Origin of the sequence: Lysobacter antibioticus HS124 (assembly GCF_000336385.2) — a bacterium.
GTDB classification, from domain to species: Bacteria; Pseudomonadota; Gammaproteobacteria; order Xanthomonadales; family Xanthomonadaceae; genus Lysobacter; species Lysobacter firmicutimachus.
In genome coordinates this window covers 1-13,925 of record NZ_HG424472.1, presented here as the reverse complement: position 1 = coordinate 13,925, position 13,925 = coordinate 1, and the positions used below count along the sequence as shown (strand labels likewise).

At 64.3% G+C, this 13,925-nt stretch carries 9 protein-coding genes; 8 read left to right on the top strand and 1 reads right to left on the bottom strand.

The genetic code is table 11. The features are described from left to right. The first annotated feature begins 31 nt into the window (after positions 1 to 31). The 7 genes from TX83_RS07190 (at position 32) to TX83_RS07160 (ending at position 10,790) form a co-directional block, all read left to right on the top strand. The gene (locus tag TX83_RS07190; RefSeq protein WP_064747261.1) at positions 32 to 952 is read left to right on the top strand and encodes a LysR family transcriptional regulator; all 921 of its coding nucleotides are present in this window, start codon (positions 32 to 34) and stop codon (positions 950 to 952) included. Between the two features lie 203 nt (positions 953 to 1,155). Beyond that, positions 1,156 to 2,637: a type I restriction-modification system subunit M gene (locus TX83_RS07185; protein WP_064747260.1), complete on the top strand. Its 1,482-nt coding sequence runs from the start codon at positions 1,156 to 1,158 to the stop codon at positions 2,635 to 2,637. Further along, the gene (locus TX83_RS07180) at positions 2,634 to 3,713 is read left to right on the top strand and encodes a restriction endonuclease subunit S (protein WP_075575040.1); all 1,080 of its coding nucleotides are present in this window, start codon (positions 2,634 to 2,636) and stop codon (positions 3,711 to 3,713) included. Before TX83_RS07185 ends, TX83_RS07180 begins: the two co-directional genes overlap by 4 nt. Before the next feature lie 59 nt (positions 3,714 to 3,772). Further along, the gene (locus tag TX83_RS07175; RefSeq protein WP_064747258.1) at positions 3,773 to 4,552 is read left to right on the top strand and encodes a hypothetical protein; all 780 of its coding nucleotides are present in this window, start codon (positions 3,773 to 3,775) and stop codon (positions 4,550 to 4,552) included. 6 nt (positions 4,553 to 4,558) lie between these two features. After that, positions 4,559 to 8,044, top strand: coding sequence for a DEAD/DEAH box helicase family protein (locus tag TX83_RS07170; RefSeq protein WP_064747257.1), 3,486 nt, complete (start codon positions 4,559 to 4,561; stop codon positions 8,042 to 8,044). Positions 8,045 to 8,240: 196 nt separating this feature from the next. Then, complete coding sequence (locus TX83_RS07165; RefSeq protein WP_064747256.1) at positions 8,241 to 8,522, top strand: hypothetical protein; 282 nt, start codon at positions 8,241 to 8,243, stop codon at positions 8,520 to 8,522. A 639-nt stretch (positions 8,523 to 9,161) separates the two neighbouring features. Beyond that, complete coding sequence (locus tag TX83_RS07160; RefSeq protein ID WP_222423733.1) at positions 9,162 to 10,790, top strand: FAD-dependent monooxygenase; 1,629 nt, start codon at positions 9,162 to 9,164, stop codon at positions 10,788 to 10,790. 184 nt (positions 10,791 to 10,974) lie between these two features. On the opposite strand, the gene purD is transcribed toward TX83_RS07160, so the two are convergent. After that, positions 10,975 to 12,273, bottom strand: coding sequence for a phosphoribosylamine--glycine ligase (purD, locus tag TX83_RS07155; protein WP_064747255.1), 1,299 nt, complete (start codon positions 12,271 to 12,273; stop codon positions 10,975 to 10,977). A gap of 129 nt (positions 12,274 to 12,402) precedes the next feature. On the opposite strand from purD, the gene TX83_RS07150 reads away from it, so the two are divergent. Further along, a complete protein-coding gene (locus TX83_RS07150; protein ID WP_064747254.1) occupies positions 12,403 to 13,860 on the top strand; it encodes an alanine/glycine:cation symporter family protein in 1,458 nt (485 codons plus the stop codon). Positions 13,861 to 13,925: the final 65 nt, after the last annotated feature.

The window sequence follows — 13,925 nt, the reverse complement described above, 5'->3', positions numbered from 1 at the left end:
CCGGACAATCCAGAACGAAACCGGAGCCGCGATGGACCGTATCGACGCGATGCAGGCCTTCGCCCGCGTGGCCGAGACCGGCAGCTTCACCAAGGCCGCCGACACCCTGCGGATCAGCAAGACCCGCGTCACCCAGCTGGTGCAGCAGCTGGAGGCGCGGTTGCGGGTGAAGCTGCTCAACCGCACCACCCGCAAGGTCGTCGTGACCGCCGACGGCGCCGCTTACTACGAGCGGGTGCTGCGCCTGCTCGCCGACCTCGACGACGCCGAGACCAGCCTGTCCGGCGCCGCGGCCGCGCCGCGCGGCCGGCTGCGCGTGGACGTGCCCAGCTCGCTGGCACGGCTGATCCTGATCCCGGCGCTGCCGGCCTTCTGCGAGCGCTATCCCGAACTGCAACTCGACCTGGGCGTCAGCGACCGCCGGGTCGACCTGATCGGCGAGAACGTCGACTGCGTGATCCGCGGCGGCCCGATCGCCGACCCCTCGCTGGTCGCGCGCCACATCGGCGACCTCGCGCTGGGCGCCTACGCCTCGCCCGCCTACCTGCAGCGCGCTGGCGTCCCCGCGCACCCGCGCGAGCTCGACGACGCCCGCCACCGCATCGTCCGTTTCCAGTGGCCGCGCGCCGGCCAGGCCCCGGCGCAGACCCTGCAGAGCGGCGACGAACAAGTGCCGCTGCAGGGCCGCTACGTCCTCGCCGTCGACGATGGCAACGCCTACCTCGCCGCCGGCCTGGCCGGCCTCGGCGTGCTCTGGTTGCCCGAGTACATGGCCCGCGCCCGCGCCGAACGCGGCGAACTGGTGCGATTGTTCGACGGCTGGCGCCTGCCGCCGATGCCGCTGTACCTGGCCTATCCGCCGAACCGCCACGTCAGCGCCAAGCTGCGGGTGTTCATCGATTGGGTGGTGGAGGTGGTGGGGCGAGAGGCGCCGGTGGTGGGGCGGGGGTAGCGAGATGAATCTAGGCAAAGTTGATGGCCGGGGACGATATATGTGGAGGTATCCACGCAAATGTCTCCAGGATCGGGGTGTAGCGGCTATACGCATGGTTGGACGGAAGCCATAATTAACCAGGTCGCGATGCCAGGTCATTTCTAAATTGGAGGTTTTGCCTCCATGGCCTGGATTGGTAAAAACTCTAACTAAGTAGTGCAATGATTACTGGAACTATCAAAAACCAGGTCGATCAAATCTGGAACGCATTCTGGAGCGGCGGAATCTCCAACCCGATGGAAGTCATCGAGCAGATGACCTACCTGCTCTTCATCAAACGCCTGGACGAGCTGCACACCAAGGAAGAGAAGAAAGCCAACCGCCTCAAGCGCGACATCGAGAGCCCGATCTTCAACAGCAAGCAGCAGAAGCTGCGCTGGTCGGTGTTCAAGCAGATGGGCGACCCGGCCGCCATGTACGACGTGGTGGCCAACAAGGTCTTCCCCTTCATCAAGTCGCTGGGCGAGGGCGAGGACTCCACCTACTCCCGCCACATGAAGGACGCCCGCTTCACCATCCCCACGCCTGCGCTGCTGGCCAAGGTGGTGGACATGCTCGACGCGATCCCGATGGAGGACCGCGACACCAAGGGCGACCTGTACGAATACATGCTCGGCAAGATCGCCACCGCCGGGCAGAACGGCCAGTTCCGTACCCCGCGCCACATCATCAAGCTGATGGTCGAGATGATGGCGCCCAAGCCGTCTGATGTGATCTGCGACCCGGCCTGCGGCAGCGCCGGCTTCCTGGTGGCGGCGGCCGAATACCTGCAGCGGCACCACGAGCAGGAGATCTACGCCACCAAGAAGACCGCCGAGCGCTTCAACCGCGACACCTTCCACGGCTTCGACTTCGACAGCACCATGCTGCGCGTGGGCAGCATGAACATGCTGCTGCACGGCGTGGAGAGCCCGGCCATCGAGAACCGCGACTCGCTGAGCCAGAGCCACGCCGGCGTCGAAGGGCAGTTCAGCCTGATCCTCGCCAATCCGCCCTTCGCCGGTTCGCTCGACTACGAGAGTACGGCTAAGGACTTGCAGCAGATGGTCAAGACCAAGAAGACCGAGCTGCTGTTCCTGGCGCTGTTTCTGCGCCTGCTTAAACCCGGCGGACGCGCCGCGGTGATCGTGCCCGACGGCGTGCTGTTCGGTTCCACCACCGCGCACAAGACTCTGCGGCGGATGCTGGTGGAGGAGCACAAGCTGGACGGCATCGTCTCCATGCCCTCAGGCGTGTTCCGCCCCTATGCCGGCGTGTCCACCGCGATCCTGCTGTTCACCAAGACCAACTCCGGCGGTACGGACAACGTCTGGTTCTACGACATGCAGGCCGACGGCTACTCGCTGGACGACAAGCGCAACACGCTGGATACGAGCAAGCACGAGCTAAACAACCTTCCGGACATCCTCAAGCGCTGGCAGCACCGCGAAAAGGAGAGTTGTAGCGCCCGCAGCGAGCAGAGCTTCCTGGTGCCCAAGGCCGAAATTGCCGGCAACGACTACGACCTGTCAATCAACCGCTACAAGCAGGTGGTGCACGAAGTTGTGCAGCACGATCCACCGCAGAAGATTCTCGCCGAACTGAAGGCACTGGAATCGGAAATCATGCGGGGAATGGAGGAGTTGGAGGGAATGCTGGCGTGAGTCTGGTGACGCTAGGCGACATCTGTGAATTCAAGTACGGCAAGAGCCTGCCGGCGTCCGCACGCGACCCTGACGGGGCTTACGACGTTTTCGGATCGAACGGGGTAGTTGGACGACACGATGCAGCCATAACTGATGGAGCGACCATTGTCGTCGGACGCAAGGGTTCTCTAGGCGAGTTGAATTACTCCGAGTCGTCCTGTTGGCCAATAGACACTACCTACTATGTCGATAGGACTTGTACCGATGTAGACCTTCGATGGCTCTTTCATGCGATGGCTGGCCTTCGCTTGGATGAGCTAAACCGCGCAGCTGCGATTCCAGGTTTGAATCGAAATGACGCCTACGCGAAGACGATCCTGCTGCCATCACAGATCGAGCAGCGCCGTATCGCTGCAATTCTGGACAAGGCCGACTCGCTGCGCGCCAAGCGCCGCGAAGCCATCGCCAAGCTCGATCAGCTGCTGCAGTCCGCATTTCTCGAGAAATTTGGCGACCCGGTGAGAAATCCGAAGGGGTGGCCACAAAGATCGCTAAGCGAACTAGCGAGGATTCAGACTGGGGGGACACCACCTTCTTCGGCAACGGAAGTATTCGATGGTCCGATACCCTTTGTCACGCCAGGGGATCTCGGGGGGGTCATAACTGATTCCCGCCGCACCGTTACGCCAAAAGGCGCGCTCTTGAGTCGCGTTGCCTCAGCAGGGAGCACTCTCGTCTGCTGTATCGGTGCGACCATCGGGAAGATGGGATTGGCAAAGCAAGAAAGCGCCTTCAATCAACAGATAAATTCGGTGACATGGCGAGGCGAAATCGAGCAGTTGTATGGCTATTACGCGATGCGCTTCCTGGCCGGAGAGGTAGCCCGTCGGGGCGCATCCACAACCCTCCCAATATTGAAGAAGAGTGAGTTTGAGAAATTGTTGATCACGGTTCCGAGGAGGAGCGATCAGGACGAGTTTGGTCGCTTGGCTTCTGCGGTGGAACAGCAAAGGACTGCCTACCATCAAGGGATAGTCCATCTGGAGGAGCTGTTCTTTTCTCTCCGGCAAGAATTCTTCTCAGGTAGGGCCTAGCCGTGCGCGGTGAATTGATCGCAGTATGGCCTGAAGCGTGGTCATGCATATGGGAGCCTTTGTTCTCGACCGAGGCGGTTCCGACTGACATTTTTTGCGAGTTGTATCGCGAACTCGCTCAAGTGCTTCGGGTTACCCCCACCCTCGAGCAATTGGCTGACATAGTCGACAATCAAGATCAAAGCCGGGAGGCGTTTAAGGCGATAACTTCTGAAGACTTGGCGTCTGAACGCAGGCTCCTGATCTTCTTTGAAGAGGCTCACGCCATTATCAGTGACTTGGCCGGCGAGGCGATTGCTGGCCTGTATGTGCGGCTGCTGGTTAGGTTTGTTGAGAAGTTCAGCCTTCGTTATCAGGTGCGGGAGCCTTGTGTGCTTTGTCCCACGCTCCCGGGAATCTTCTCTGCTCTCGCAAGGGATCTTCAGAGAGCGTCTGAGGAGGATGATCACCTCTACGCGCTTTTTAGAGACTTTGAAAATGCATTGCGCGACCTGCGCGATGACAATTCCGATGGCCGAATAAAGACAATAATTCAGAAGCAAGTAAACGTTCTTGAGGCGTTTGGCGCCTCCTGTTCTGGTGTCCGCAGCAGCCAATTAGGTGCTATCTGTGGAGAGATCAAGAGCTGGCCGCACAGCGCGTTGCGCAGCTCTCTTTCGAACCTGTACGGCTTCGCATCGGACTATCCTGGAATCAGGCATGCGGGGAACCCGAGGGCTGCACTCAGGCCTATCGAGATGAAGGATTTGATCGCGTTGTCGGTCGTCTTGGCTGGTTTTACCCCATACCTTAGGGACAACTTCGATCCCAGTGCCGTCTACTGGGGCAAAGACGAGTAGGGTCACATGACGAACTTCCAGTTCCTGCTTTCTGAATTCAAACCGCTCTACGAGCCGGCGAAAGGAGCGGAGCAACTGGTCCATTCCGACCCGCGCGCCTGCTGCATGCGCACCCGCCATGCGCTGGAGCAGGCGGTGCACTGGTTGTACGAGAACGACCGCGACCTACGGATGCCGTACGACAACAGCCTGGGCGTGCTGCTGACCCAGCCGGCGTTCGAGAAGCTGCTGCCGCCGCATATCCACCAGAAGGCGCGGCTGATCCAGAAGCTGGGCAACCAGGCGGTACACGGCAACCAGCGCACAGGTAGCGGCGATGCGCTGCGGCTGGTGCGCGAGCTGTTCCATGTGCTGTTCTGGCTGGCGCGCACCTACACCCGCGCCAGCGACCCCAAGAGCGTCGTCGCCGAGTGGGACGACAAGCGCGTGCCGCAGCTGGTGCGCGCCGACGAGGCGATCGCCTTCACCCGCGACGAGCTGAAGAAGCAGGAAGCCAAGTTCCGCCAGGAGATCGAGACGCAGCACGCGCAGATCGAGGCGCGCGAGGCCAACATCGCCGAGGCCGCCGCCACCTTAGCCGAGCGTGAATCTGCGCTGGCCCAGGTCAATGCCGAACTGGCCGCGCTGCGCGCCGAGCTGGCGCAGGCCAAGGCCGCCAACATCGCGGTGCCGGACACGCACGACTACGACGAGTCCGACACCCGCCGCTTCTTCATCGACGTGCTGCTGCGCGAGGCCGGCTGGGTCATCGGCGACAACGCCAGCATCGAGGTGCCGGTCACCGGCATGCCCAACGGGCCGGGCGAGGGCTTCGTCGACTACGTGCTGTGGGGCGCGGACGGCAAACCGCTGGCGGTGGTGGAAGCCAAGCGCAGCTTTACCGATCCGGACGTGGGCCGGCAGCAGGCCAAGCTCTACGCCGACTGCCTGGAGGAAATGAAGGGCCAGCGCCCGCTGATCTTCTACACCAACGGCCACAAGACCTGGCTGTGGGACGACCGTCGCGCGCCGCCGCGCGAAGTGCAGGGCTTCTACACCCGCGCCGAACTGGAACGTGCGATCCAGCGTCGCCAGCTGCAGGTGCCGCTGCGCGAACTGAAGGTCAACAACGCTATCGTCGAGCGCCCCTACCAGCACCGCGCCATCCGCGCGATGACCGAATCGCTGACGCACGGGCGCCGTGCCGGTCTGCTGACCATGGCCACCGGCACCGGCAAGACCCGCACCGCGATCGCGCTGGTGGAGCTGCTGATGCGCGCCAACTGGGTCAAGCGCGTGCTGTTCCTCGCCGACCGCGTGGCGCTGGTGAATCAAGCGACGGGCGAGTTCAAGAAGCACCTGCCCGATTCCAGCCCGGTCAACCTGGTCACCGAGAAGGACGGACAGGGGCAGGTGTTCCTGTCCACCTACCCGACGATGATGGGCCTGATCGAGGAGATGGAAGGCGACCGCCGCAAGTACGGCATCGGTCACTTCGACTTGATCGTGATCGACGAGGCGCACCGCAGCGTCTACCAGAAGTACGGCGCGATCTTCCACTACTTCGACAGTTACCTGGTCGGCCTGACCGCCACCCCGCGCAACGAGGTGGACCGCGACACCTACCATCTGTTTGGGCTGGAGACCGGCGTGCCCACCGATGCCTACGGCTTGGACGAGGCCGTGGCCGACCGCTACCTGGTGCCGCCGAAGTCGCACTCGGTGCCGATCAAGTTCGTGCGCGAGGGCATCAAGTACGACGACCTGCCGGAAGCCGAGAAGGAACACTGGGAGTCGCTGGACTGGGGCGACCGCGCGGGCGAGGAGGAAGAGGGCGAAGTGCCCACGGAGGTGAGCGCCTCCGAGGTCAACAAGAAGCTATTCAACGAACACACCGTCGATCTGATGCTCAAGCATCTGATGGAGCAGGGGCTGAAGGTCGACGGCGGCGACAAGATCGGCAAGACCATCATCTTCGCGGTCAACCAGCGCCACGCCGAGTTCATCGCCCAGCGCTTCGATCACAACTACCCGCACCACAAGGGCGAGTTCGCCCGGGTGATCACGCACGCGGTGAAGTACGCGCAGACGTTGATCGACGACTTCAGCGGACCGCCCAAGCTGCCGCAGATCGCCATCTCGGTGGACATGCTGGACACCGGTATCGACGTGCCCGAGGTAGTGAACCTCGTCTTCTTCAAGGCGGTGCGGTCGAAGGTGAAGTTCCTGCAGATGATCGGCCGCGGTACCCGGCTGTGTCCGAACCTGTTCGGGCCCGGGCAGGACAAGCAGGAGTTCTTCATCTTCGACTTCTGCGGCAACTTCGAGTACTTCAATGAGGACCCGGCCGGCGCGGTGTCGCCCATGAGCGAGCCGCTGGGCAAGCGCCTGTTCAAGCGCCGGTTGGAGCTGTTGGCGTTGCTGCCGGTCAAGACCGAGCGGGACGATGCGCGCGCCGCCGCTGAAGACCGCGGCCTTTACGACGCGCTGGGACCATTGCGCCAGGGCATCATCGACCACCTCCACGGCGAGGTCGCGGCGATGAACTTGAACAACTTCATTGTCCGGCCGGAGCGCGAGCACGTAACCCGCTTCGCCCAGCGTGAGCAGTGGGATCAGCTGGGCGAGACAGCTCTGGTCGAACTCCGCGACCACGTCGCCGGCCTGCCGAGCGAACAGGAGGTGGAGCACATAACCGCCAAGCTCTTCGACCTAGCCTGCCTCGGTCTACAGGTGGCCTTGATCAAGGCGACGAGAGACTTCATTGGCTACCGCGATCGGGTCATCGAGGTAACCACCCAGTTGGAAACCATGGAGGCGATTCCCGCGGTCAAGGAGCAGCTGGCACTGATCCAGGAGATCCAGTCCGAAGCATTCTGGAAGGACATCACCCTGCCGATGATCGAAAACGTCCGCCGCCGTCTGCGAGGATTGGTCAAGTTCATTGAGCGCAAGGCGATAGGTCCGGTCTACACCGTCCTGACCGACGAGATTGGCGAGTCCGCCGAGATCCAATTGAAGGACTTCAGTACAGGCATCAACGTTGCCCAGTATAAGCGCAAGGTCGAGGCTTATATCCGTGCCAATGAGGGGCACATTGCGGTTGCGAAGCTGCGCCATAACAAGCCGCTGACGCCTACGGATCTCAAGGAGTTGGATCGCTTCGTATACGAGGCTGACGTGGTCGAAGGGCGATCACGATTCGAGCAGATATACGGGGTGGACGTATCGCTTCCACTATTTATTCGCTCGTTGGTGGGGCTGGACCGGAATGCCGCCAAGGAAGCATTTGGCCGCTTCTTGGACGAGGGGCGGTATAGCAGTCAGCAGATTCGATTCGTGGATATGATCATCGACCGTCTCACTAGTACTGGCGTGATGGATCCAGGAATGCTCTATGAGCCCCCTTTTACTGCGGTGCACTACGAAGGCGTTGATGGAGCGTTTTCTGACGCGGATGCGGTTTCTATAATCTCGATTTTGGCTGAGATCAACTTGCGGGCAGCTGCATAAGGTCGGCGAATTACTGCGATTAGGTCTATATGGAATTAGCTAGTCTGGCTTTGATTCAATCATTGGCCTATTCGGCAATGTCGGCGCGAAGTGAAGAACTATCGGCTGAACGCGTGCGCGGCGATGAGACGGGATTTCACGTCGCGGTGGCATCGGCTGGCTACGCTGGGCGCGAACCTTGCGAGAGGAGGTTGCCATGTCTGCGGACCCGAAGACGCCATTGGACCAGGTCAACGCGGCGTTGAACCAGCTCAAGGAAATGCGCCACTACTCGAAGAACTACGTCGAACAGCTGACGGCGCAGTGGCTGTTGTTCGACGGCGAGCTGAAGAAGCTCAAGCAGGCGCAGAACATCGAGGAATTGATGATGCGCCAGGGCGAGTTGTACGACGCCCTGGAGAAGGAGATTTCCGAGCTCGAGGAGTTGGCGGTGGCGTTGCAGCCGGCGCCCGAGGAACCGATGGGAACGGTGCATTAGGTCCGTTGTGTCCGGGCGGCGCTGGTTTCATGCGTTCGGCATGATCGCGAGGATGGACAGGAACGGGTGCGGTTTGCGCCGCTCCTGTCCGTTGCCCGTTGCCCGTTACAGTCAGGGCGCGGCTTCGGTCGACGGCGATAGCGTCCACGTTTTCGCGCGATCTTTGTCGCGACGTACAGTTTTGGTTCGGGGACAGGGGCGACGCGAGTCGCAACTAGGCTGCATCAGGTCGCGCCGTTGTTGCGTGGTCGTGATCGCGGCTTGCGCCGCATCTACGGGGAGCAGGTTTTCTGGGGTCGGAGCAACGCGAGTCGCGACTGCGGGGCGGTGGATCGCGTCGAGGTGGCGGCTTGTGGCCGGAGGAAAGCCCAGCGGTGCGCTGCTACTGCCAGGCAGCGGGCGCGGCTTCGGCCGAAGCGATAGGGCTGGCTTTCTCTGCGCAGTCTCTGTCGCGGCTCACGCCGCTCCTACAAGGAGGGGGCGGCGCTTTTGTTCGGGATGGCGGTTCGCCGCGTGCGCATCGGGAGCGGATGAGCTCCGTCCCTATGACTATCTTAGCCCCCCGGGGGCTTGCCGCAAGCCCCGGGGCGTGGGGCTCAATCGCCGGCCGTAGCGAGGGCTACGTGTCGGGAGACGGCGATGAGCATGTGGTTGGCGAAGTGGAAGGCGCGGGAATCGCGTGGTCGCGGCGGCAGGGCTGCGGCGATGACTGCGGTCGACATGCGGGAAATCGCTGCTGGCAGCGACGGCGGAGACGAGCGGCATTCGGCGGTCGAGTCGCATGCGGTGGTGATCGCCGGCGGCGGGCCGACCGGCTTGATGCTGGCGGCGGAGCTGGCGCTGGCGGGCGTCGACGTGGCGATCGTGGAGCGGCGCGAGTCGCAGGCGTTGGCGGGCTCGCGCGCGGGCGGCCTGCATGCGCGCACGCTCGAGTTGCTCGACCAGCGCGGGATCGTCGAGCGGTTTCTGGCCGAAGGACAGATCGCCCAGGTCGTCGGTTTCGCCGGAGCGACGCTCGACTTGGGCGGGATTCCGACCCGGCACCCGTACAGTCTGGGGCTGTGGCAGAACCATATCGAACGGATTCTGGCCGGCTGGGTCGGCGAGCTCGGGGTGCGTGTCTATCGCGGCCGCGAGCTGGCGGGCTTCGTGCAGGACGCGGCCGGGGTGGATATCGCCTTGTTCGACGGCACGACCTTGCGCGCGCAGTACCTGGTCGGCTGCGACGGCGGGCGCAGCGCGGTGCGCAAGGCGGCAGGGATCGACTTCGCCGGTTGGGAGGCGACCGCCAGCCACCTGATCGCCGAGGTCGAGATGGCGCAGACGCCTGCGTTCGGCACCCATCGCAGCGCGTTCGGCGTGCACTCCTTCGGCCGGACCGAGTACGAGATCCGCGACGGCCAGGTGGTGTACGCCGAGCACGGGCCGATCCGGTTGATGTTGACCGAGCCGCAGGTCGCGAAGGGCGAGCCGAGCTTGGAAGACCTGCGCGCGACGCTGATCGCGGTCTGCGGCACCGATTACGGCGTGCACAGCCCGGCCTGGATCTCGCGTTTCAGCGATGCGACCCGACAGGCGGCGGCGTATCGCGAGCGGCGGGTGCTGCTGGCCGGCGACGCGGCGCACGTGCATGCGCCGGACGGCGGGCAGGGCCTGCAATTGGGGCTGCAGGATGCGGCGAACCTGGGCTGGAAGCTGGCGCAGGTGGTCAACGGAATTTCGCCGGACAACTTGCTCGACAGCTATCAGGCCGAGCGGCATCCGGTCGCGGCGCGGGTGCTACGCACGACCATGGCCTCGGTCGCGCTGCGGCGGGCGGACGAGCGCACGACCGCGTTGCGCGAGGTCGTGGCGGAGTTGCTGGAAGCGCAGGAACCGCGCCAACGGTTGGCGGCGCAGCTGTCGGGTTTGGACATCCGCTACGAGCTGGGCGAGGGACACTCGCTATTGGGGCGGCGGATGCCGGATCTGGAACTGTCGGTCGACGGCGAGGCGGTGCGGACGTACGCCCTGTTGCATGAGGCGCGGCCGGTGGTGCTGAATTTCGGTGCGGTGGGCGCGCTGGCGATTGCCGATCCGGTCGGCCGGGTTCGGTTGGTCGATGCGCGTTACGACGGCGCTTGGGAGTTGCCGGTCGTGGGCGAGGTCGCGGCGCCGTCGGCAGTGTTGGTGCGGCCGGACGGGTATGTGGCCTGGGTCGGAGAGGGGAGCGAGGCCGGCTTGGCCGAGGCGTTGGCGCTTTGGTTCGGGGGGAGGGACGGCGGGTAAACCGCTTCGGCCGGTGGCGACGCTGTTGCGGTGCCTGCGCGTTCCTTGTCGCGGCTTACGCCGCTCCTACAGGAAGAGCCGGTTTTTTGGGGTAGAAGCGACGCGAGTCGCGACCGCGTGGAGGTCGCGTCGATGCCGGGACAAAGCCGGTGCGTCGCGCTCGGGCGCGACGCACCGCGCCGGCTCAGGCCTTGGCCTGCTCCTCGCGCTCGATCGCGCGCCAGCCGATGTCGTTGCGGTGGAATTCGCCGTCCCAATGGATCTTGGACAGGGCGGCATAGGCTTCGCGCTGGGCTTGGGCGACGTCGTCGCCGAGGGCGCAGACGCACAGCACGCGGCCGCCGGCGGTGAGGGTATCGCCGTTCGCGCCGAGCTTGGTGCCGGCCTGGAACACCTTGGCGTGCGGCGGTTGCGGCACGGTCAGGCCGTGGATGACGTCGCCGGTGCGCGGCGTGTCCGGATAGTTCGCCGCGGCCATCACCACGCCGAGCGAGGGGCGCGGGTTCCACTGCGCCTGGGCGCTGTCGAGGCGGCCGTCGATGGCGGCTTCGACCAGATCGAGCAGGTCGGACTCCAGGCGCAGCATCACCGGCTGGGTTTCCGGGTCGCCGAAGCGGACGTTGAATTCGATGACCTTGGGCGCGCCGGCCTGATCGATCATCAGCCCGGCATAGAGGAAGCCGGTGAAGGGCACGCCGTCGGCGATCATGCCGTTCACGGTCGGCATCACCACTTCGCGCATGACGCGCTCGTGCACTTCCGGCGTGACCACCGGCGCCGGCGAGTAGGCGCCCATGCCGCCGGTGTTGGGGCCGGTGTCGCGGTCGCCGACGCGCTTGTGGTCCTGCGAGGTCGCCATCGGCAGGGCATGCTTGCCGTCGACCATGGAGATGAAGCTGGCTTCTTCGCCGTCGAGGAATTCCTCGATCACCACCCGCGCGCCGGCGGCGCCGAAGGCGTTGCCGGACAGCATGTCCACCACCGCGGCTTCGGCTTCTTCCAGGCTCATCGCGACGATCACGCCCTTGCCGGCGGCCAGGCCGTCGGCCTTGACCACGATCGGCGCGCCCTTTTCGCGGATGTAGGCCAGGGCGGCGTCGACCTCGGTATGCACGGCGTAGTACGCGGTCGGGATGCCGTGGCGGGCGAGGAAATCCTTGGCGAAGGCCTTGCTGCCTTCGAGCTGGGCCGCGGCCGCGGTCGGCCCGAAGATGCGCCGGCCGGCGGCGCGGAAGCGGTCGACCACGCCGGCCACCAGCGGCGCCTCGGGGCCGACCACGGTGACCGCGACGGCTTCGTCGGCGGCCAGTTGCAGCAGGCCGTCGAGATCGGTGGCGGCCACGTTCACGTTGCGGCACTTGGCCTCGTGGGCGGTGCCGGCGTTGCCGGGGGCGACCAAGACCTCGTCGATGCGCGGGGACTGAGCGAGTTTCCAGGCGAGCGCGTGTTCGCGCCCGCCGGACCCGATGACGAGGACCTTCATGTGTGCTCCTGGGCCGGGCGGCCCGAAATGGCGCGAAACCGCGGAAATTGGCGATTTTACGCGAGCCGCAGGCAGGCGGCGAGGCGGCTGCTACCATCGCGGCTGTTCATCGCAATTCGGGGACGGCCGATGCAAGCCTTGCTGGATGGGATCGAAGCCTTGCTGCGGCCTGTGATCGGCGCGGTCAATCATGTGCTTTGGGACTATTTCCTGACCTACGGCCTGTTGCTGGTCGGCCTGTACTTCACCGTACGCCTGCGGTTCCTGCAGGTGCGGCGCTTTCCGCACATGTTGCACGTGATCGGGCGCGGCACCGGCGGCGACCGTTCCGGCATTTCGCCGTTCCAGGCGCTATGCACCTCGTTGGCCTCGCGCGTGGGCACAGGCAACCTGGCCGGTGTGGCCATCGCCCTGAGCCTGGGCGGACCGGGCGCGCTGTTCTGGATGTGGTGCACGGCCGTGCTCGGCATGGCAACGGCTTACGCCGAAAGCGCGCTGGCGCAGCTGTACAAGGTGCGCGACGAAAAAGGACAGTACCGCGGCGGGCCCTCCTACTACATGTCGCGCGGACTCAAAAAACCGTGGATGGGCGTGGCCTTCGCGCTATGCCTGCTGCTGACTTACGGCCTGGTGTTCAGCAGCGTGCACGCCAACGCGATGGCGCAATCGCTGAGCAGTGCGTTCGGCCTGAGCCAGTTGCAGATCGCCACCGGGCTGGTGGCGCTGACGGCGGTGATCATTTTCGGCGGACTGCGCGCGATCGCGCGCTTCGCCGAGTGGGTGGTGCCGTTCATGTCGCTGGGTTATCTGGGCCTGGCGGCTTGGGTGGTGGTCACCCATCTGGCGCAGATTCCGGAAGTGATGAGCCTGATCGTACGCAGCGCGTTCGGCCTCGACGCCGCCGCGGGCGGCGTGCTCGGCGGACTGGCGGTGGCGATGCTGCAGGGCGTGAAGCGCGGTCTGTATTCCAACGAAGCCGGCATGGGCAGCGCGCCGAACGTCGCCGCGGCCGCCACGCCGGTACCGCACCATCCCTCCAGTCAGGGCCTGGTGCAATCGTTGGGCGTGTTCATCGACACCCTGATGATCTGCAGCGCCACCGGTTTCGTGATCCTGTTGTCAGGCGTGCTCGGCCAGGGCGGCGACGGGGTGCAGATCACCCAGAACGCGATGAGCGTGTTCTTCCCGGCTTGGGGCACCTATTTCGTTGCCATCGCGCTGTTCTTCTTCGCCTTCACCACGATCATCGGCAACTACTCCTATGCCGAAAGCAATCTGTTGTATCTGGGCGGCGGCGCCAAGTCCTTGTTCGTGCTGCGGGTGCTGGCGCTGCTGGTGATCGTGTGGGGCGTGTACTCGAAGGTTCAGCTGGTGTGGGATGCCGCCGATGCCGCGATGGCATTGATGGCGTCGATCAACCTGGTGGCGATCGTGATGTTGTCCGGCGTAGTGGTGAAATTGACCCGCGATTACGACCGGCAGCTGCGCGAAGGCAAGTCGCCGGAGTTCCACATCGCCCAGTACGCCGAACTGGGCGACGGGGTGGATCGGGAGATCTGGAAGGAGCGCGACAAGCCGGGGGCTTGAGCGCCTGTCGATCGCTCCTACCCCTTGGGGCGCGAAGCTTTTGTAGGAGCGGCGTAAGCCGCGAC

Coding starts and splice junctions, on each gene's coding strand:
- TX83_RS07185 (WP_064747260.1), top strand. CDS start 1,156: ATGATTACTGGAACTATCAAAAACCAGGTCGATCAAATCTGGAACGCA.
- TX83_RS07165 (WP_064747256.1), top strand. CDS start 8,241: ATGTCTGCGGACCCGAAGACGCCATTGGACCAGGTCAACGCGGCGTTG.
- TX83_RS07170 (WP_064747257.1), top strand. CDS start 4,559: ATGACGAACTTCCAGTTCCTGCTTTCTGAATTCAAACCGCTCTACGAG.
- TX83_RS07150 (WP_064747254.1), top strand. CDS start 12,403: ATGCAAGCCTTGCTGGATGGGATCGAAGCCTTGCTGCGGCCTGTGATC.
- purD (WP_064747255.1), bottom strand. CDS start 12,273: ATGAAGGTCCTCGTCATCGGGTCCGGCGGGCGCGAACACGCGCTCGCC.
- TX83_RS07190 (WP_064747261.1), top strand. CDS start 32: ATGGACCGTATCGACGCGATGCAGGCCTTCGCCCGCGTGGCCGAGACC.
- TX83_RS07160 (WP_222423733.1), top strand. CDS start 9,162: ATGAGCATGTGGTTGGCGAAGTGGAAGGCGCGGGAATCGCGTGGTCGC.